Genomic DNA, 19,313 nt, shown 5'->3' with positions numbered 1-19,313 from the left:
TCAGCGCCCGGCCTCGGGCTCCAGCAGGTAGCCGAAGCCGCGCAGGGTGACGATGGTGACGCCGTGCCCGGCCAGCTTCTTGCGCAGCCGGTAGACCAGCACCTCGATCGCGTCGGGGGAGACGTCGGCGTCGAGCGAGAACACCTTGTCGAGCAGCTGCGCCTTGGTCAGCGGCTGGCCGCTGCGAGCCAGCAGCGCGCCCAGCAGGGTCGATTCGCGCGGGGTCAGCGCCAGCGGGGCGCCGTCCAGCGTGAAGCTGCGGGTCTCGCCGTCGAACACCAGCGTGCCGCACTGCAGGCGCGGATGCGCGCGCCCGCGGCTGCGCCGGATCAGCGCCAGCAGCCGCGCTTCCAGCTCGGCAATGGCAAAGGGCTTGGGCAGGTAGTCGTCGGCGCCCAGGTTCAGGCCGCGCACGCGTTCGTCCAGCGTGTCCTGCGCGGTCAGGATCAGCACCGGGGTGCGGTCGTCGCGCCCGCGCATGGACTTGAGCACGGCCAGCCCGTCCTTGCCGGGCAGGCGCAGGTCGAGCAGCACCGCGTCGTATTCCTCGGCCTGCAGGCGGGCCTCGGCCTGCAGCCCGTCGGCGACGTGCTCGACCACAAAGCCGCCCTGCTCCAGCGCGCGGGCGACCCAGCGTGCCAGTTCGACTTCATCCTCCACCAGCAGGATGCGCATGCCGGTCTCCTCCTCTGCCGGTTTGGTCCATGTTTCGGTTGCGGCGGCGGGAAACGTCCGGATAACAGGGGGCTGCACCGATGGAGCGTGCCCGCCGCGGGCGCCTATAATACCTCCGCCCCGCTGGTCCCGGCGCGTGTTGTCCGTGCGCCCGCTCCCTTCCACAGGCAGTTCTTCCGTTCCCGACCACCGTGCCCACGCGTCCACCCCCGCCGTCCCTGCCGTGCGCTTGCGAGCCGCCTGCCTCGGGGCAGCGCCGCCGCCTGCTGGGCGCATCGCTGCTGGCCGGCGCCACCTTGCCGGCCGCATGGCCCCTTCATGCCCAGTCTAGGCCGCCGGCGCCGCCGCCGGGGTATCCGTCCGGGTATGACGCCACCATCGCCGGCGCCATGCGCGAAGGCATGGTCACGGTCTATGCATCGACCGACCTGAAAGTGGCGCAGCCGCTGATCGCCGCGTTCGAGGCGCGCTACCCGGGCATCCGCGTCCACTACCAGGATCTCAACACGATCGAGCTGAACCAGCGCTTCCTGGCCGAGACCGCGGCGCTGGGCGGCAAGCGGCCCGCGCCCAATGCGGCCTTCGCCGACGTGCTGTGGAGCACGGCGATGGACCTGCAGATCAAGCTGGTCAACGACGGCCATGCGCAGCGCTACGCCTCGCCCGAGCGCGGCGGCCTGCCCGGCTGGGCGGTGTGGCGCGACGAGGCCTGGGGCACCACCTTCGAGCCCGCGGTGATCGTCTACAACCGCCACCACCTGGCCGGCATGCGCCCGCCGCGCAGCCGCAGCGGGCTGGCGCGGCTGCTGCAGGAACACGCGCCGCGCTGGCATGGCAAGGTGGTGACGTATGACGTGGAGCGCTCGGGCGTGGGTTACCTGCTGGCGCAGCAGGACGCGCGCATGGGCAGTGAGTTCTGGTACCTGGCGCAGGCGCTGGGGCGCGCCGGGGTGCAGCTGTCGGCGTCCACTGCCGAGATGATCGAGCGCATCGCCAGCGGCGAGCTGGTGATGGGCTACAACCTGCTGGGGTCGTACGCGCTGTCGCTGATGGAGCGCGGCGCGGCCATCGACGTGATCGCCCCCCGCGACTACACGCTGGTGATGTCGCGGGTGGCCTTTATTGCCCGGCGCGCGCCGCGGCCCAATGCGGCGCGGCTGTGGCTGGACTACCTGCTCTCGCGCGAGGGCCAGGCGCTGCTGGCCAAGTCCACCTCGCAGCTCTACACCATCCGCACCGATACCGACAGCGTGCACACCGCCGCAGCATTGTCGGAGCGGCTGGGCTACGCGCTCAAGCCGATCAGCGTCGGCCCGGGCCTCCTGGCCGCGCAGGACGCGATGCGCAAGCGCGCATTCCTGGCGCGCTGGCGCGAGGCCATGCGCGGCTAAGCGCGCCGCTCAGGGGACCAGGTCGCCGGTATCGAGCCCGCCCTGTTGGGCGTTGGGGCAGGCCTGCTGGCACAGCGTGGACAGTTCCCGGTCCAGCTCCGCCATCGGGCGCGGCACGTAGCCGTGGCGCAGCGCCGGTGAGAACTTCAGGGTATCGATGAAGGCGTCGGACAGGCGCTCGGCGTTGGCGTCGAGGTCGAAGTCCTGGGGCGAGAACAGCCAGTGCGCCAGCACCCCGCCGATGGCGGCATGGAAGGCATTGACGGCCAGGTCCAGGTCCAGGTCGGCGGGCAGCTGGCCGCGCTCCAGGGCCAGGCGCAGGTGCTCGCGCATCTTGACCAGGCCGTCCTGGTGCGACTGGCGCTGGCGCTCGAAGATGGCGCCGTTGTCCTGCACCATTTCACACTTGTGGAAGATGATCTCGAACACCCGGCGCCAGCGCGGGTTGACCACGGTCTGGCGCATCACATAGGCGCAGATGTCGCGGATGCCGCCCAGCGGGTCTTCCTGGCGCGCGAGCCGCTCGGGGTCGCACAGCGCTTCCACGGGCAGGTTGACGCGGTCGCACATGGCGGCGAACACATCGCTCTTGTTCTTGAAGTGCCAGTAGATCGCGCCGCGCGTGACACCCGCCGCCTCGGCGATGTCGGCCAGCGACGGGCGTGCCACGCCGCGGGCGTGGAACACGGCTTCGGCCGCGTCGAGAATCCGGTGGCGCGTTTCAAGCGCCTCTTCCTTGGTGCGTCTGACCATTTTTGTCTCTGGTGCCGGCGGCATGACGCGATCGAGCCGTCATGGCCAGCCTTGTTAGTTCTCCCTGGGTGCGGCCCCGCTGTGGCAGCCGCACGGGCCGGCGCATGCGCCGGCGGGTCGTTGTCGTCACATGACAATGTGCTTGCAGCCTGCGAGCCGACACGACGGCGCGCATCCTAACCCGAGCCGGCGGTTTGCGCCGTGATTCCGAACGGGTAGGAGGCAATTCGGACCGGCCGGTTGGGTTTGACCGGGGTCGGGACCCGTATTCCCGCGGCCCCGCGACGCAGGTTGTGCACCGAAAGGCCCTTCCGCAACATCAAATTAACATACATGCTTGAATGTATATATAATACGCGCTTGCCCGGCATTCGGCCAGCCGCCTTCTGTGACATACCCAGCACAGTTGGCAATCCCTGCCGCAGGCCATCCGGTCATGAATCCAGTCGTTACATAAAAGCCACCGTTCGTCGCAATCGTCACCGCGACGCCGCGATTTGTGGCTAGCATCACACTTTTGTCCGCCGCAAAGCTTGCGGCGTGCTGTGTCTTTTCCGTTTGTCTGATGACAGGTCGGGGCGATGCGGCAGATCTCAAATTGCCATCATGGGGTTATCGATGAGGAAGTCCCAACGTATCCGTTGCGTTGCAGCCTATGCACTAGCGGCGCTGTCGGCCGTGGCGCTTGTTGCCTGCGGCGACAAGAAGGCCGAAGGCGGCGCCCCGCCCCCGCCCGAAGTGGGTGTGGTCACCGTGACGCCGTCGCCGGTCGCCGTCGTCAATGAACTGCCGGGCCGCCTGGAAGGTGTGCGCACGGCCGAAGTGCGTGCTCGCGTCGAAGGCGTCGTGCTGTCGCGCAACTACACCGAAGGCGGCGAAGTGAAGGCCGGCCAGGTGATGTTCCGCATCGACCCGGCGCCCTACCAGGCCACGCTGGCTTCGGCCCAGGCCGCGCTGCAGCGCGCCGAGGCCAACGCCGTGTCGGCGCGCCTGAAGGCCGAGCGCTACAAGCCGCTGGTGGCCGTCAACGCGGTCAGCAAGCAGGAGTACGACGACGCCGTGGCCTCCGCCGGCCAGGCCAACGCCGACGTGGCTTCGGCCAAGGCGGCGGTGCGCACCGCCCAGATCAACCTGGGCTACACCACCGTGACCGCGCCGATCAGCGGCCGCGCCGGCCGCGCGCTGGTGACCGAGGGCGCGCTGGTGGGCAAGGGCGAGGCGACCAAGCTGGCGCTGGTGGAGCAGGTCGACCCGATGTGGGTCACCTTCACCCAGCCGGCTTCGGAAGTCACCCGCCTGCGCCGCGCCATCGAGTCCGGCTTGGTCAAGGGCATGAACGGCGGCGCCAGGGTGCACCTGTACGTCGAAGATGGCCGCGAGTACGAGCAGACCGGCAAGCTGCTGTTCTCTGACATGACCGTGGACCCGACCACCGGCGCGATCACGCTGCGTGCGCAGTTCCCGAACCCGAAGCGCGAGCTGCTCTCGGGCACCTTCGTGCGCGTGAAGATCGAGCAGGGCGTGGATGAGAACGCACTGACCGTGCCGCAGCGGGCGCTGATCCGCGGCGCGCAGGGTGCCAGCGTGATGGTGGTGGGTACGGACGGCAATGTCGCGGCGGTGCCGGTCAAGGCGCCGCAGGCCATTGGCGACAGCTGGGTGGTGACCGAAGGCCTGAAGGGCGGCGAGAAGGTGATCGTCGAGGGCCTGCAGAAGATCAAGGTCGGTGCGCCGGCCAAGGCCGTGCCGTTCAAGCCGGCCGGGGCCTCGGCACCGGCCGCGGCGACGGCCTCCGCCCCGGCGGCGCCGGCCTCGGCCCCCAAGGCCGAGGGCCCGCAGCAAGCCAAGTCTGACGCCAAGCAAGGCTGAACCCTGCCGTACCACCAATACGGCAAATACGGCTAGACCGCTAGCTAGACCAAGAGGGAGCCAGTTCTATGGCCAAGTTTTTTATCGACCGGCCGGTGTTCGCGTGGGTGCTCGCGCTGATCATCGTGCTGGGCGGCATATTGGCGATCCTGCAGTTGCCGATCGCGCAATATCCGAACATCGCCCCGCCGACGATCTCGGTCACCGCCACCTACCCGGGTGCGTCGGCCAAGACGCTGGAGGATTCCGTCACCTCGGTGATTGAGCAGGAGCTTAACGGCGCCCCTAACCTGCTCTACTACAACTCCACCAGCGAGTCGTCCGGCCTGGCGAGCATCACCATCGCCTTCGCGCCGGGGTCGAACGTCGACCTGAACTCGGTCGAAGTGCAGAACCGCCTCAAGCGCGTGGAAGCGCGCCTGCCGGCTGAAGTGCGCCAGCAGGGCGTGCGCGTGGACAAGGCCGGGAACAACTACATGATGTTCCTGACCGTGTCGTCCAAGTCCGGCACGGCTGACGCGATCCAGCTCGGCAACTATGTCTCGGCGCAGGTGATCGACTCGATCCGCCGCGTGCCGGGCGTGGGCCAGGCCGATCTGTTCGGCACCGAGTACGCCATGCGGATCTGGCTGGACCCGTCCAAGCTGACCGGCTACAACCTGACCCCGACCGACGTCACCGCCGCGGTGGGCGAGCAGAACATCCAGGTTGCCGTGGGCGAACTGGGCGGCACGCCCTCGCCCAAGGGCACCGAGCTCAACGCCACCGTCACCACCGAAAGCCGCCTGACCACGCCGGAGCAGTTCGGCAACATCCTGCTGCGCACCAACCCGGACGGGTCGTCGGTGCGCATCAAGGACGTGGGCCGCGTGGAGCTGGGCGGCGCCGACTACTCGACGCTGGCCCGCACCAACGGCAAGCCGTCGGCGGCCATCGCCATCAAGCTGGCCCCGACCGGCAACGCGCTGGCCACCGCCACTGCGGTGCGCGCCAAGATGGAAGAGCTGTCCAAGACCTTCCCGGCGGACTACCAGTACTCGGTGCCTTACGACACCTCGGCCTTCGTCAAGATCTCGATCGAGGAAGTGATCAAGACGCTGCTGGAAGCCGTGGTGCTGGTGTTCCTGGTGATGTACCTGTTCCTGCAGAACTTCCGCGCCACGCTGATCCCGACGCTGGTGGTGCCGATCGCGCTGCTGGGCACCTTCGGCGCGCTGCTGGCGTTCGGCTTCTCGATCAACGTGCTGACCATGTTCGGCATGGTGCTGGCCATCGGTATCCTGGTGGACGATGCCATCGTGGTGGTCGAGAACGTCGAGCGGATCATGAGCGAGGAAGGACTCTCGCCACGTGAAGCCACGCGCAAGGCCATGGGCCAGATCACCGGCGCCATCATCGGCATCACGCTGGTGCTGACCGCGGTGTTCATCCCGATGGCGTTCTTCTCGGGCTCGGTGGGCAACATCTATCGCCAGTTCTCGCTGTCGCTGATCTCGTCGATGGCGTTCTCGGCGCTGCTGGCGCTGACGCTGACCCCGGCGCTGTGCGCGACGCTGCTCAAGCCCGTCGAAGCCGGCCATCATCATGAGAAGAAGGGCTTCTTCGGCTGGTTCAACCGCACCTTCGCGCGCGCGTCGACCAGCTACCAGGGCGTGGTGGCGCGCATCCTCAAGCGCACCGGCCGCTACCTGATCATCTACGCGGTCATCATTGTCGGCGTGGTGGTGCTGTTCAAGCGCCTGCCGTCGTCGTTCCTGCCCGACGAAGACCAGGGCTACATGATCACGGTGGTGCAGCTGCCCAACGGCGCGACCCAGGACCGTACCATCGGCGTGCTCAAGCAGATCGAGGACTACTACCTGCAGAAGGAAAGCAAGGTGGTGGACCAGATGATCACGGTGGCGGGCTTCTCCTTCTTCGGCCGCGGCCAGAACGGCGGTATCGCGTTCGTGCGCCTGAAAGACTGGAAGGAGCGCACCGGCGACGGCGAGACCGCGCAGGCGCTGGTCGGCCGTGCCTTCGGCGCACTGTCGTTCATCAAGGACGCGATCATCTTCCCGCTCAACCCGCCGGCGATTTCCGAGCTGGGCAACTCCTCGGGCTTTGACTTCCGCCTGCAGGACCGCACCGGCCAGGGCCACGCCAAGCTGATGGAAGCGCGCAACATGATGCTGGGCATGGCGGCCAAGAGCCCGGTGCTGATGGGCGTGCGCCCGGAAGGCCAGGAAGACGCGCCGCAGCTGCAGATCGACATCGACCGCGAGAAGGCCAAGGCGCTCGGCGTTACCGTGGCCAGCATCAACTCGACGCTGTCGATTGCGTTCGGCTCGAACTACGTCAACGACTTCATCTATGAAGGCCGGGTGCGCAAGGTGATCGTGCAGGCAGATGGCTCAGACCGCCGCCTGCCGGACGACCTGACCAAGCTGCGCGTGCGCAACAGCAACGGCGACATGGTGGCGTTTGCCGCGTTCGCGACGTCCAAGTGGGTGATGGGCTCGCCGCGCCTGGAGCGTTACAACGGCATGCCGGCGGTGAAGCTGGCGGGCCAGGCCGCGCCGGGCCGCAGTACCGGTGAAGCCATGCGCGTGATGGAAGAGAACTTCGCCAAGCTGCCGCCGGGCTTCGGCTTCGAGTGGTCCGGCCAGTCTTATGAAGAACGCCTGGCCGGCTCGCAGGAACCGATCCTGTACACGCTGTCGCTGATCATCGTGTTCCTGTGCCTGGCCGCGCTGTATGAAAGCTGGTCGATCCCGTTCTCGGTGCTGCTGGTGGTGCCGCTGGGCGTGCTCGGTGCGCTGCTCGGCGTGACGCTGCGCGGCATGCCCAACGACGTGTACTTCAAGGTGGGCCTGATTGCCACCATCGGCCTGTCGGCGAAGAACGCCATCCTGATCGTGGAATTCGCCAAGGACCTGCAGGCGCAGGGCAAGGGCCTGGTCGAAGCCACGCTGGAAGCGGTGCACCTGCGGTTCCGACCGATCCTGATGACGTCGATGGCGTTCATCCTGGGCGTGCTGCCGCTGGCGATCGCCACCGGCGCGGGCTCGGGCAGCCAGCGCGCCATCGGTACCGGCGTGATGGGCGGGATGATCACGGCCACGGTGCTGGCGATCTTCCTGGTGCCGGTCTTCTTCGTCGTGGTGCGCAAGCGCTTCAAGGGCAGTGCACGCCAGCGCATGCTGGACCAGAAGTGGCACGAGCCGAAAGAGGAACTCTGAACATGACCAAAACTCTGACCACACTGCTGCTGGTGGCCGGCGTTCTGACGGGGTGCACGCTCGCGCCCCACTATGATCGCCCTGCCCCGCCGGTGGCAGACAGCTTCCCGGTGGCGCCCGAGGGCTACGCCACCGCCGAGGCGAAGAGCGGCGAGACCCGCCGCGCTGTCGACATCGGCTGGCGCGAGTTCTTCCGCGACCCGCGCCTGCAGTCGCTGATCGCGACCTCGCTGGAAAACAACCGCGACCTGCGCACCGCCGCGCTGCGCATCGAGGAAGCGCGCGCGCAGTATCAGGTGCAGCGCGCCGACCTGCTGCCGACGGTGAACGCGAATGCTGGCTATACTCGTGCCAGCACCAACGCTGCCACGGGGGTATCGGTTCTGGGCCAGCCTGCGGTATCGCAAGTCTACTCGGCCAGCCTCGGCATCTCGTCCTACGAGCTGGACTTCTTCGGCCGCGTGCGCAGCCTGTCGAACGCGGCGCTGGCGCAGTACTTCTCCACCGAAGAGGCGCATCGTTCGGCGTATATCTCGCTGGTGTCGGAAGTGGCCAAGGCCTACCTGTCCGAGCGTTCCTTCGCCGAGCAATACGAGATTGCACGGGACACACTCAAGGCGCGCGAGAGCACCTATGGGCTCGCCAAGCAGCGCTTCGACGTCGGCGCCACGTCCGCCCTGGACCTGCGCGACAACGAGTCGCTGGTGGCCCAGGCGCGTGTCGCCGCCGCGCAGCTCGCACGCCAGCGCGCGCAGGCGCAGAACGCGCTCGAAGTGCTGGTGGGCAAGCCCATCGGCAGCATCGAGAACCTGCCCGAGCCGATGCGCCTGTCCGACGAACGCATCATCAGCGATATTCCCGCGGGCCTGCCTTCGGACCTGCTGGAGCAACGCCCGGACATCCGCCAGGCCGAACAGCAGTTGCTGTCGGCCAACGCGAATATTGGCGCGGCACGCGCGGCGTTCTTCCCGCGCATCACGCTGACCACCAGCATTGGCACGATCAGCCCGACGTTCTCGAACCTGTTCGATGCCGGCACCAAGGCGTGGTCGTTCGCGCCGCAACTGACGCTGCCGATCTTTGACTATGGCCGCAACAAGTCCAACCTGGACCTGGCCAATGTGCGCAAGAACATCCAGGTGGCCAACTACGAGAAGACCATCCAGACGGCCTTCGCGGAAGTGGCGGACGCGCTGGTGGCGCGCGGCACGCTGGAAGACCAGGTGACCGGCCAGGAAGAAGTGCGCAATGCCGAAGCCGCGCGCTATGAACTGGCGCGCGTGCGCTTCCGCAGCGGCATTGCCAGCTACCTGGACGAGCTCGATGCGCAGCGCCAGCTGTTCACCGCCGAGCAGGCGCTGATCCAGGCACGGCAGCTGCGGCTGAACAATGCGATCGACCTGTACCGGTCGCTGGGTGGTGGTTTGCAGGAGAGCGGTGCGGTGGCGAAGCAGGGGACGCCGGCGCAACAGGGGACGGTGACGCAGTAAGGGTTGCCGCTTGCCGTTGCAGCAATAAAAAACGACGCGCTCAGGCGCGTCGTTTTTTTTCTTTCAGCGTCAGAACTTGTACGAAGCCGCCAGGAAGAACACCAGCGGATTCGGCTCCAGCCTGGTCTTCGACGTCGACAGCACGGTCCCGTCGGAGGCCTTGATCGTCATCGTCGACGTCGACTTCAGCGGGATATAAGTCACCGCCGCCGTCAGCCCCCAATGCTCGTCGAAGTTGTAGGTGCCGCCGACATTGAATACGGGCGCCCATGACGACGATGCATCCGCACTGACCGACGTCGGCCCCGGGATGCCCGCCCCCGCCGCCAGGATCGCGCCGAGGTTGTTGTTGACCGAACTCGCGAACGCCGGATTGACCTCGATGTTGGTAAAGAAGTTGTACGACACCCCCAGCCCCAGGAACGGGCGGAAACGCGTGCCCGGATCCAGGAAGTGGTACTGCACCATCGCCGCCGGGCTCCACTGCCGCGCCTTGGTGATGATGGGATTCAGCGCGGGGTCGCCCAGGCTCTGGCGGCCGAGCGCGCCGGCCGGGCCCGGCGGGATTAGTTCGCCGTGGCCATAGAGCTTGAACTCCGGCGGGATGCCGCCCACCGCGGTGACCGCGATATGGTCGGTGACGAAGTGGCTGAAGGTCAGCCCCAGCGTATTGGCATTGGACGACGAGAGGCTGCTGCCCGGCGCGGTGAAGGTGGACGGCAGGCCCAGCGGGTAGTTGATCGGCACGTCCAGCAAGGTGGTGGTCAGCGGGCCGCTCTGGCCATGGGTCTGGATATAGAACCAGCCGGCGGATACCACGTTGTCGCCCTTCTTCTGGGCATGGGCAGGCAGGGCGAAGCTGGCCAGCGCGGCCAGCATCAGCGTGAGCGTGAGGCGTATGGTTTTCATCTTGTGTCCCCCGGCAGTGGATGTCTCTGTTTGGTCGAGTCGTGGTGCAGTGGCCCGGGCTGCGATGGCCCGGGCCTTGTCGCGTGCTTACTGCACGAATGCGCCGACGGTGAAGTACGGGCCGCTGTCGCGCTGTTCCAGGAAGCCGAACACGCCGCCGGTGAACATCAGCTTGCCGGTCGGCGCCGAGCCCGCGGGCGCCTCGCGCCGCGAGGTGCGGACCACGCCCGGCACCTGCTGCGAGTAGTCCAGCCGGTAGGGAATCGCCAGCGACGCATCGGACGGCCGGAACGGATCCATCATGGTTGCGGCGGCGCCGACCAGCGCGGTCACGCGGTAGTTGAAGTTGCTGTCGACGCCGACGTATTCGCCGTTGACCGTGCCCTCGGTGACTGCCACCGCCGGCGCCATCATGCCGATGCCGATCTCGTCATCGGCGCCAAGCGGGCCGTTGGCGAGCGAGTCATTGGCATAGCCCACGCGGATCATGACCGGCACCAACTGGCCGCGCAGCTTGCCCACGATCAGGTAGGCCTTGCCCAGCGTGTTGCCCAGCGTGGGCGGCTGGCTCTCGGCCTTGTAGTTGGTCGACAGCAGCGCGCCATTGGCCTGCGGCACGAAGTTGTTGCCCTTGCGCTCGCACGTGTTGGTGGCGTTGTCGCAGACGGTGAATGAACCATCCGCGGCCAGCGCCATGCGGTAATCCTGCGCCACCGTCTTGAACTGCTTGGACGGCACCTCGTGGAAGCCCGTGCCGTTGTACTGCCCGGCGATCTTCGACAGGTCGGTCTCGGTCTGCGCGAAGCCGATGAACTGGAAGTACGGGAAGGTGGTATCCGGCACCGCGCCGGCGCCCAGCACGCCGTTGAACTGGATGCGCGCGCCGGGGACCGTGCCGCCCACTACGCCTTCGCCGACGAAGAGCTTGGCGGGGCGGTTCGGATCGAGGCTGGCCCCGGTCAGCTCGAACGCGCACTGGTTCAGCTTCTCGGTCGGCAACCCCGTCTCTGCCTTCAGCGTGCCGCGCATCACGTTCTGCCCGTTGGTCGGGTCGCTGCGCGTGGGCTGCACGGTACCGGTCTGGCGCGGCACGGAAGAATCCAGGAAGGTCACCTGCCAGGTCTTTTTGGTGGTGTCGATCTGCACCTTCACCAGCTCGCCGGAGCCGGTGCCGCCGGTGAAGGTGGTGGTGTAGTCGAGCGAGGCCGGGCACAGCCGCGTCTGCACTGCGGCCGGCGTGGACGGCGCGTCATCGCCGCCGCCGCCGCCACACGCGGCGAGCATGGCGGTGGCGGCCACGGCCAGCGTACGCGCCGGCACCGTGGATGGGCGCGAGGCCCGCGGCAGGATCAGTCGATGGGGTTGCATGGCGTTGTCTCCTCGGTCTTGTGTCTTCTTTGGTGGACTCAGGGTGCTGCCAGCACGCCGACGCGGAAGGTCGGGCTGGCGCTGCCGGTGCCGGACAAGTGGCTGAACGCGCGGCCGCTGGCAATCAGCGCGCCGGTGGCGCCGCTGTTGTCGATGGTGGCGATCATCCCCGGCGCGTTCTGCGTGAAGTCGAGCTGGAAGGCGCCGGTCTGGTTCATCGTCATCGGGTCGAGCAGCTCCACGCGCGCGCCCTTGACCAGCGAGGCGGTATAGGCAAAGTCGCTGCCCGAGCCGATATAGCCGCCGTCCAGCTGGCCGCTGGCCAGCGCCTTCGCCGGCGCCATCAGTGCGAGCCCCGATTCGTCGTCGACATTCACCGTCAACGGCAGCAGCGAGATCTGCGCGTAGCCGGTGCGCACCAGCAGCGGCACCAGTGCGCCGTTGAGCTTGCCCACCACCATCAGGCCCTTGGCGCGGCTGGCGTTGTTGCTGGTGATGGCCGCACTCTGGAACGACGGGTAACGGCGGCTGCCATCGGCATTGCTGCTTTCAAAGGCACCGTCGGCGCTGCGCAGCTTCCAACTGTTGCCGGTGCTGAGGCAGCTGCCGGCCGCCACGGTGCAGCTGCCGTCGGCGTTGAGCGTCTCGGTGGTCTGCGCGGTCGCGGGCGTGAAGTGGCTCGACGAAGTCAGCGAGCCGCCGGACGGCACCTGGTGGTAGCCCAGCAGGTTGTAGCTGCCGGCCACCCTGGTGAAGTCGGTCTCGGTCTGTGCGAATGCCAGCACCGGGTAGAACGGGAACGTGGTGGCCGGGATCGCGCCCAGCCCGAGCACGCCCGGGTAGGAGATGGTGGCACCCGGGATGCCGCCGCCGGCGACGCCGTTGCCCAGGAAGATCACTGGCGGCCTGGCGCTGTCGATATTGGCCTGCGAGGTGCCGTCTGACGCCGTGGCCGTCTGCAGCGCGACGGCGCAGCGGTTCTGCTCGGCGGTCGGCAGCGAGGTCATGTTGGCGAAGGTGCCGGTAAAGGTCACGCCCGCGCGCGTCGGGCTGACGCTGCCGGGTTGCTTGGGCACCGGCGACTCGATGATCTCCAGCTGGTAGGTGCGTGCCGCGGTGTCGAAGCGCAGCTTCACCAGTTCGCCCGCGCCGGAGCCGCCGGTGAAGGTGGTGCCGTAGTCCAGTGCCGCCGGGCACAACGACCCCGGCGGGCCGCCGATGGTGACCGGCCCCTGCGTGGGGCACGTGCCCGTGTCCGCGCATTGCGGCGGCGCCTGCGTGCTGGCGCGCGGCGCCTCTTCATCGCCGCCGCCACCACCGCAGCCGGCCAGCGCCGCGGCAAGGCTCACCCCTGTCAAAACCAAAGTGCTGCGTCGAAGCATCGACATGGTCATTGCCTGTCTCCTGATTTTTTCTTGGCGACCCCTGGTTCTGGATCTGGTGTCCGGCTCTGCGGCCGGATCCCTCCCGGGTGCGGCGACTCTCGCCGCTCGCGTGTTTTTGCGTCAATAGAGCGGCCGTTCCAAACAGGCGCGCCTGGCGTGCATGCCGCATGTGGCTGTGGATTGCGGGTGTTGCACGGACTGCGCGCCAAGCGGCGCGGCCAGCGATTCAAACGCACGGCGCGCGCCGAATGGCTCCATCTCAGAAGCGATAGTCAGGATTGGCCGGATCGAACGCCGAGGCCTCGAAGGTCTTGCGCACCAGCTTGTCGAACACGATCTTCTCGACCATGTTGCCGTCGGCATCCCAGGCGGTTTCCACGCGGATATAGGGATGCTTCAGGTCCAGCATCAGCTGCACCTTCTTGGCGTAGTACTGCGGCGCGCCGGCCGGCAGGTCCCAGGTCAGCGCCACCATGCGCACGCCCTGCTCCTGCACCATCTCGGCCTTGCTGTATTTCTCGGACAGGCCGGCGGCACGCAGGGACCTGGCGTCGCGCTCCAGCATCGACAGCACGAACTGGAAGCCCAGGTCGCGCACGGTGTGGTTGGACTGCGAACGCGCCAGCGTGCCGTCCAGTCCGATCCACATCGAGGTGAAGCCCAGCATGCCGCCCAGGTGGCCGTACATCTCGTCCTTGCGGCGGGTTTCGTCGTAGATGATTTCCTGGCCCGACTGCGCGCCGCCGGGCAGCCACTTGGCATAGAGCTGCCGCGGCGCGTGGCGGTAACGGATCTGCATCTTCGCGGGCTGGTCCTGCCACTGGTTGTTGAGCCGTTCCTGGCGCGACATCCAGTACTCGTACTCGGGATAGCGGTTCATCTCGGCGCGGGCCCATTTCAGCAGCGCATCCGGCTGCAGCGCCTGGAACACGGCCAGCGCCTGCTCATCGGACAGTCGCGCGAGTTCGCCGCTGGCGACCTGGCGCGAGAACAGTGCGGCTTGCTGTGCGGATGGCAGGCCGTCATAGCCCGTGCCCGCGGCGGCAGTGGTTGTGGCCGTCTGGGCCATGGCCACGAGGGGCATGGCCAGTGGCGCAGCCAGCAGTCCGATGACGGCACCGGCGACAGCGGCAAGGTAAAGCGGTTGGATCGACATGGCAGCTTCCTCCTCAAGATGTCCGCCAGGGGCGGAGCGCGGGCAGCGCAGGCGCGAACGGGGCCACCGCCGCGCCCTTGGAAAATCCGATAAGGCGCACGGGGTCCGCGGGGCCTGTGCGTGGCCTCGCTGGATGGATCGACGGTTCAGTTTTTGCGTGAGGACGGTGGCACCGGCCCGGCGGTAACCGGGTGCGGCGCGCGCCGCTATGTCCTGGTGCGCATTCGCATCCAGTCATCCAGCGGGTTGCTGGGGAAGCTCACGGTTTGCTCGCGCGCGCGGACCGGCATGCTGGTCACGGCTGAGCGTTTGGTGCCCTCATTGCGCACGGTGCGTGCGCTGATGCGGGCCTTGCCGAGGGCGGCGGCGGTCTGGCTGGCCGCATCGCCCACGGTTGCCGCGATCGCGGCGTAACTGGTACCCAGGTCATCGGTGCATTGCGCTGCGGCCAGCCTGCTGGCGCGCTGCTCGGCCTGCTGCTGCTCGCCGAGCTCGAACACCGACTGCAGGGCCGAGAACTCATCCGCACTGGGTTGCGCCACGTTCAGCACAGCTTCCACCATGGCGGTGAGCTGGGCCAGCACGTGTGCATCGCTCATCTGCCGGCCCTGCGTGAACGCCGGCAGCAGGTTGGTGAGCTCTTCGCCGGCCAGCACGCCGGCCAGCGCCTTGAGCGCAAACTGCAGGCGCCAGCCCAGTTCATGCCGCGGCAGCCCCGGAATGGCGCGCGAGAAGGCGTCGAAGAAGCGCCCGTACACCGGGGCGTAGTGCTCCAGCAGGTATTGCTGGATAAAGGGCGAGGTGTCCGAATACACGCGCCCGAGCAGCCGCAGGAACGACGGCCCGCCCACCGACGGATCGCGTGCCATCTGCAGCGCGGGCACGAACAGCGCACCCATCACGTGCTCGCAGCGGATGCTGTTGCCGGGCCAGCGCGCTTCGCACGCATCGAGCAGCGCCAGGCGCCGCGCGTTGAGCGGATCCAGCCGCCGGCTCAGCACCGCGTGCATCATGATGTCTTTGCTGCGGAAGTGGTAGTTCACGGCGGCCAGGTTGACGATGGCGCGCGACGTGACCTGCCTGAGCGAGGTGGCTTCATAGCCGACCTCGGTAAACAACTTTTCCGTGGCGTCGAGAATCCGGGCCTTGGTGTCTCCTGCCGAGCTTTTGCCGGTCTTCATGGGGGCGTCTCTCTTCGTTGCTGCCTTAAACCCCTTAGCAATTTGCTACGCTGTTCCGCTCCCTGCTCTGACGGCATACGGATGCTTGAAACAGCTGTACGAAGCCTATCCACCACTTCGAGCGTTTCACAAGACCTGAATTGGAGTGGGCATTCTAATTGCGCCGCTGGTGTGGGGAATCGCACAACAATGTCGCCCGCAGCCTGCATGGAGCAGCCATGCCGGATGCCTGCAACGCAGGACATTGCAGGCTTGCGCGGCCAATACATCATGACGTGAGGCTCCGGGCCAGCGCGTCCGCATTCTGCGCCGTCAGCGCGAACACTGACAATTGGGGATTGGCCCCCACGCTGGTCGGGAACACCGAGCCGTCGAATACCGACAGGTTGGCCAGCTGGTGGTGGTTGCCATGGCTGTCCACCACGCCGCCGCGCGCATCGTCGCTCATGCCGCAGCCGCCCATCAGGTGCGCGGTGAACAGCGCGGTGCGGAACGGCTTGAGCGGCAGTTGCGCGATGGCGTCGCGCGCCTCCGGCCAGTTGCGGTACTCCGCAGCATCCAGGTGCGCGGGCCGCACGCGCTCCGCGCCGGCGGCAAACTGCGCCTGCGCCATGCTCAGCCAAGCGCGCCGCACGCCGTCCCAGGCGTAGTCGCTCATCTCATAGTCCAGCAGCGGGCTGCCGTCGGGCGCCAGCCGCACGCGCCCGCCGGTGCTCTCGGGCACAAAGCCGTCGCGCAGCAGTGCCAGCATGGCGTTGGTATGGGGCAGTTGCGCCATGTCGCGGCGCAGCGCCTCGCCCACACCGTTGACCACGCCCGCGCTGATGCCGGGGAACAATGGCGGCACCTCCAGCTTGTAGCCCATCGGCCCGGTCGCGCCGTCCTTCCACTGGAAGTGGTCGGAAGCGATTGATTGCGGTGCGCCATAATAGGGATCAATGCGCTCCGGCATCTTGGCGATGCTGATATTCACTGGATGGATAAACGTGCGCAATCCCAGCCGCTCATGCGGGTCCGGCACGCGCGAGCGCAGCAGCAGCGCCGGCGTGTTGATGGCGCCGCCGGCGGCGATGAAGTGTTTGGCCCGCACGACCACGCCGACCCCGGTCGGCGTATAGCCGTCCGCGCCCAGCGCCTCGCCGGTGACCGACTGCACGCGCTTGCCGTCATGGTCCAGCGTGCGCACGCGCACGCGGTGCACCAGCGTCGCGCCGCTGGCCAGTGCCGCGGGAATGGTCGATACCAGCATCGACTGCTTGGCATTGACCGGGCAGCCCAGCCCGCAATAGCCCGAGTTCCAGCAGCCCTTCACGTTGCGCGGGATCACGTGCCATTCCCAGCCCAGCGTTTCGCAGCCGCGCTTGAGCACGTCGTTGTTGGGATTGGGCGCCATCGCCCATGGCGCGATGCCCAGGCGCTCTTCCACCTGCTTGAACCACGGCGCCATGTCGGCCTCGCTGTGGCCGGTGACGGCGTGGTGCGTGGCCCAGTGCGCCAGCGTCTGCGGCGGCGTGCGGAAGCTCGACGACCAGTTGACCGTGGTGCTGCCGCCGACGGAGCGGCCCTGCAGGATGGCGATGGCGCCGTCGGCCGTGGCGCGCGCCGCGGCCTCCTGGTACAGCTCGCGGTAGGCCCGCTTCTCGTCCATGTCGCGGAAGCTGTCCGAGGTGCGCAGCGCCCCCTCTTCCAGCAACACCACGCGCAGGCCCGCGCGGCTGAGCGCCTCGGCGCTGATGCCGCCGCCCGCGCCGCTGCCGACGATGACGACGTCGGCATCCAGCGTGCGCGTGGTGGTGAAGGTTGCAGCGTCCAGTACCTTCCAGCCGGCGGCGATGCCGGCGTCGTAGAGATTGTCGATGGCCATGTCGGGGATCAGGCGTGCAGCGCCTTGTAGACGGCCGCATTGGGGCCGGGATAGCCGCTGCCCGCCCACGCGGCGGGCAGTACGTAGTAGCCCACGCTGGTGAGCTTGACCAGCACCACCGCGCCGGCATTGAGCGTGGCCAGGCGGCTGGCGCGCCAGCGCGCCAGGAAGGACTGAACCTGGGTGGGCGTGGCCGCGCTCCAGTCCTGGCGGATGCCGGTCAGCGCCCAGCGCAGCGGCATGCTGGCAAGCAGGCCGAACAGCTTGCGCAGCTCGGCTTGCGCGCCCGCGCCCATCGCGGCGCAGGTCGCGTCGATATTGCGCAGCGCGTCCTGCTCCAGGGTCGCGCGCCGCGGCGGCGGCGCTTCGGCCAGCTCGGTGACGATGGCCGGCAGCAGCGCGCGGAACATCGCCACGTCTTCCGGGCGCAGCCAGGTCATGCCGGCCTGCGGCGCGGGATCGGCCGACGAGCAGCCAGCCAGCGACGGCACCAGCGCGGTACAGGCCAGCGCGGCCGAGAAGCCGAGGCCGACTTTCAGGAAGCCGCGCCGCGTCAGCGCGTGCAGCGCCTCGGCATCGGCATCCGCACGGCGGTGTGGATGATTGGGGGGCATGTTGTCTCCTTGCGTCGGTCTGTTGTATTCAGGCGGGGGCAGGCCCGCATTGACGCTACCCGGAGTTTGGATAAAGATCGGTGCCCGGTCTTGATCCCGCATGACAGGTGATTTGATGCCACGCGCCAACCAGCCCGACGGCGGTGCCAGTGGTAGGCCAGCGGGCACCGCATTGGGCACCGTCTCGCTCGCCTACCTCCGCGCCGTGCTCGACCACGGCGCGCGCCAGGGCATTGCCCCGGCCGAACAGCTGCGCGCCGTCGGCGTGTCGCCCGAGCTGCTGCACGCCACTGGTGCGCAGACCGCCACGCGCATTCCCGGTGCCGCCTACCTGGCGCTGCTCGACTGGCTGGAGCAGGTCACCGGCGATCCCGATGTCGGCCTGCGCGCCGGCGCCGCCTTCGCGCCGCGCCACTATGCCGAGATGGGCTACGTGGTGCTGACCACGCCCACCGTGCGCGACGCCATCCTGCAAGGCATCCGCTATGAGGTGCTGGCCAACGATATCGGCGGCACCCGCCTGATCGAAACGCCGCAGGCCGCCTGCATGACCTGGGAAGCGCGGCATGGCCCGCTGTCGCGCCATGCGCATGAGCTGCACATGGCAACCTGGGTGGTGTTCGCGCGCTGGCTGATCGGTGCGCAGCACGTGGCCACGCAGGTGGAATTCCCGCATCCCGCGCCGGCCGATACCCGCCTGCATGCCGAGGTGTTCGGCTGCCCCGTGGTCTTCAACGCCGCGCGCCATGCCATGCATATCGAACGGGCCTTGCTGGACCTGCCGTCGCTGCAGGCCGACGCGGGCATGCAGGCGCAGATGACGCGCATCGCCGATACCCAGCTGCAGCAGATCGTGCCGGCTGGCGCCGACGCATTGGCGCAGGCGCGTGCCTATATCAGCGGGCGGCTGCCACAGGGAGAACTGCCGATTGCCGATGTGGCCGCGCACCTGGGCATGCCCGTGCGCACCCTGCAGCGGCGGCTGCAGGCGCAGGGCATCAGTTATTCACAGCTTGTGGATAACGTGCGGCGCGCGCTGGCGGAACAGTATCTTGCCGATCCCGGCATCAGCCTCGCGCAGTGCGCGATGCGGCTCGGCTATTCCGAGCAGAGTGCCTTCACCCACGCCTTCAAGCGCTGGACCGGTGAAACGCCGCATGGCTGGCGGCGCAAGGGACGGGCGGCCTAGGGCCCCGATGTTGCGCCCACGCCTTCGTGATCCGCGAAGCCTGAAAAAAACCTCCCGGTTTCAAACGCACGACTGGATCCCACGGCGCAAGCGCCTGCGGGGTGGCATAGCCTTGTTTCATGTGCGCCAAACGCCGCTGGAAATCCCCAAAAATTAGAACCATCCTTCAACTCACGGCATTGACCACCTGCCCTGCGCTTCCTACGATGACATCCATCAATGTCACAATAAACACTGTAATAACGGTG

Annotated in this window: 14 protein-coding genes; 5 read left to right on the top strand and 9 right to left on the bottom strand. The window is 67.8% G+C overall.

The window, feature by feature from the left end:
* Nucleotides 1-675, bottom strand: coding sequence for a response regulator (locus tag ACW4E8_RS30840; RefSeq protein ID WP_456807985.1), 675 nt, complete (start codon nucleotides 673-675; stop codon nucleotides 1-3).
* 296 nt (nucleotides 676-971) lie between these two features.
* Between ACW4E8_RS30840 and ACW4E8_RS30835 the strand changes: the two genes are divergently transcribed.
* Nucleotides 972-2,066 (top strand): ABC transporter substrate-binding protein, encoded by a 1,095-nt coding sequence (locus tag ACW4E8_RS30835; protein ID WP_456808032.1) that lies wholly within the window; start codon nucleotides 972-974, stop codon nucleotides 2,064-2,066.
* 9 nt (nucleotides 2,067-2,075) lie between these two features.
* Here the strand turns inward: ACW4E8_RS30835 and ACW4E8_RS30830 are convergent, their stop codons facing one another.
* Nucleotides 2,076-2,819, bottom strand: coding sequence for a TetR family transcriptional regulator (locus ACW4E8_RS30830; RefSeq protein WP_456807984.1), 744 nt, complete (start codon nucleotides 2,817-2,819; stop codon nucleotides 2,076-2,078).
* Nucleotides 2,820-3,437: 618 nt separating this feature from the next.
* Here ACW4E8_RS30830 and ACW4E8_RS30825 point away from each other — a divergent pair.
* The 3 genes from ACW4E8_RS30825 (at nucleotide 3,438) to ACW4E8_RS30815 (ending at nucleotide 9,399) form a co-directional block, all read left to right on the top strand.
* A complete protein-coding gene (locus tag ACW4E8_RS30825) occupies nucleotides 3,438-4,688 on the top strand; it encodes an efflux RND transporter periplasmic adaptor subunit (RefSeq protein WP_456807983.1) in 1,251 nt (416 codons plus the stop codon).
* Nucleotides 4,689-4,756: 68 nt separating this feature from the next.
* The gene (locus ACW4E8_RS30820) at nucleotides 4,757-7,909 is read left to right on the top strand and encodes an efflux RND transporter permease subunit (RefSeq protein ID WP_456807982.1); all 3,153 of its coding nucleotides are present in this window, start codon (nucleotides 4,757-4,759) and stop codon (nucleotides 7,907-7,909) included.
* Between the two features lie 2 nt (nucleotides 7,910-7,911).
* A complete protein-coding gene (locus ACW4E8_RS30815) occupies nucleotides 7,912-9,399 on the top strand; it encodes an efflux transporter outer membrane subunit (RefSeq protein WP_456807981.1) in 1,488 nt (495 codons plus the stop codon).
* 69 nt (nucleotides 9,400-9,468) lie between these two features.
* Here the strand turns inward: ACW4E8_RS30815 and ACW4E8_RS30810 are convergent, their stop codons facing one another.
* From ACW4E8_RS30810 to ACW4E8_RS30780, 7 genes are all read right to left on the bottom strand, one after another.
* A complete protein-coding gene (locus ACW4E8_RS30810; protein ID WP_456807980.1) occupies nucleotides 9,469-10,308 on the bottom strand; it encodes an OmpW/AlkL family protein in 840 nt (279 codons plus the stop codon).
* A gap of 87 nt (nucleotides 10,309-10,395) precedes the next feature.
* Nucleotides 10,396-11,676: a DUF2957 domain-containing protein gene (locus ACW4E8_RS30805; RefSeq protein ID WP_456807979.1), complete on the bottom strand. Its 1,281-nt coding sequence runs from the start codon at nucleotides 11,674-11,676 to the stop codon at nucleotides 10,396-10,398.
* 38 nt (nucleotides 11,677-11,714) lie between these two features.
* Nucleotides 11,715-13,070 carry a DUF2957 domain-containing protein gene (locus tag ACW4E8_RS30800; RefSeq protein WP_456807978.1) on the bottom strand — a complete coding sequence of 452 codons (1,356 nt, stop codon included), beginning with the start codon at nucleotides 13,068-13,070 and terminating at the stop codon, nucleotides 11,715-11,717.
* A gap of 250 nt (nucleotides 13,071-13,320) precedes the next feature.
* Nucleotides 13,321-14,217, bottom strand: a complete 897-nt coding sequence (locus ACW4E8_RS30795) for a DUF1571 domain-containing protein (protein WP_456807977.1) — start codon at nucleotides 14,215-14,217, stop codon at nucleotides 13,321-13,323.
* Nucleotides 14,218-14,423: 206 nt separating this feature from the next.
* A complete protein-coding gene (locus tag ACW4E8_RS30790) occupies nucleotides 14,424-15,398 on the bottom strand; it encodes a TetR/AcrR family transcriptional regulator (protein WP_456807976.1) in 975 nt (324 codons plus the stop codon).
* Nucleotides 15,399-15,666: 268 nt separating this feature from the next.
* Complete coding sequence (locus ACW4E8_RS30785) at nucleotides 15,667-17,262, bottom strand: GMC family oxidoreductase N-terminal domain-containing protein (RefSeq protein ID WP_456807975.1); 1,596 nt, start codon at nucleotides 17,260-17,262, stop codon at nucleotides 15,667-15,669.
* Nucleotides 17,263-17,270: 8 nt separating this feature from the next.
* Complete coding sequence (locus tag ACW4E8_RS30780; protein WP_456807974.1) at nucleotides 17,271-17,876, bottom strand: hypothetical protein; 606 nt, start codon at nucleotides 17,874-17,876, stop codon at nucleotides 17,271-17,273.
* 115 nt (nucleotides 17,877-17,991) lie between these two features.
* Here ACW4E8_RS30780 and ACW4E8_RS30775 point away from each other — a divergent pair, with 115 nt between their 5' ends.
* The gene (locus tag ACW4E8_RS30775; protein ID WP_456807973.1) at nucleotides 17,992-19,065 is read left to right on the top strand and encodes an AraC family transcriptional regulator; all 1,074 of its coding nucleotides are present in this window, start codon (nucleotides 17,992-17,994) and stop codon (nucleotides 19,063-19,065) included.
* Nucleotides 19,066-19,313 lie beyond the last annotated feature (248 nt).

This window comes from Cupriavidus sp. CP313 (assembly GCF_054072015.1).
This window is presented reverse-complemented; position numbering and strand designations above follow the sequence as displayed.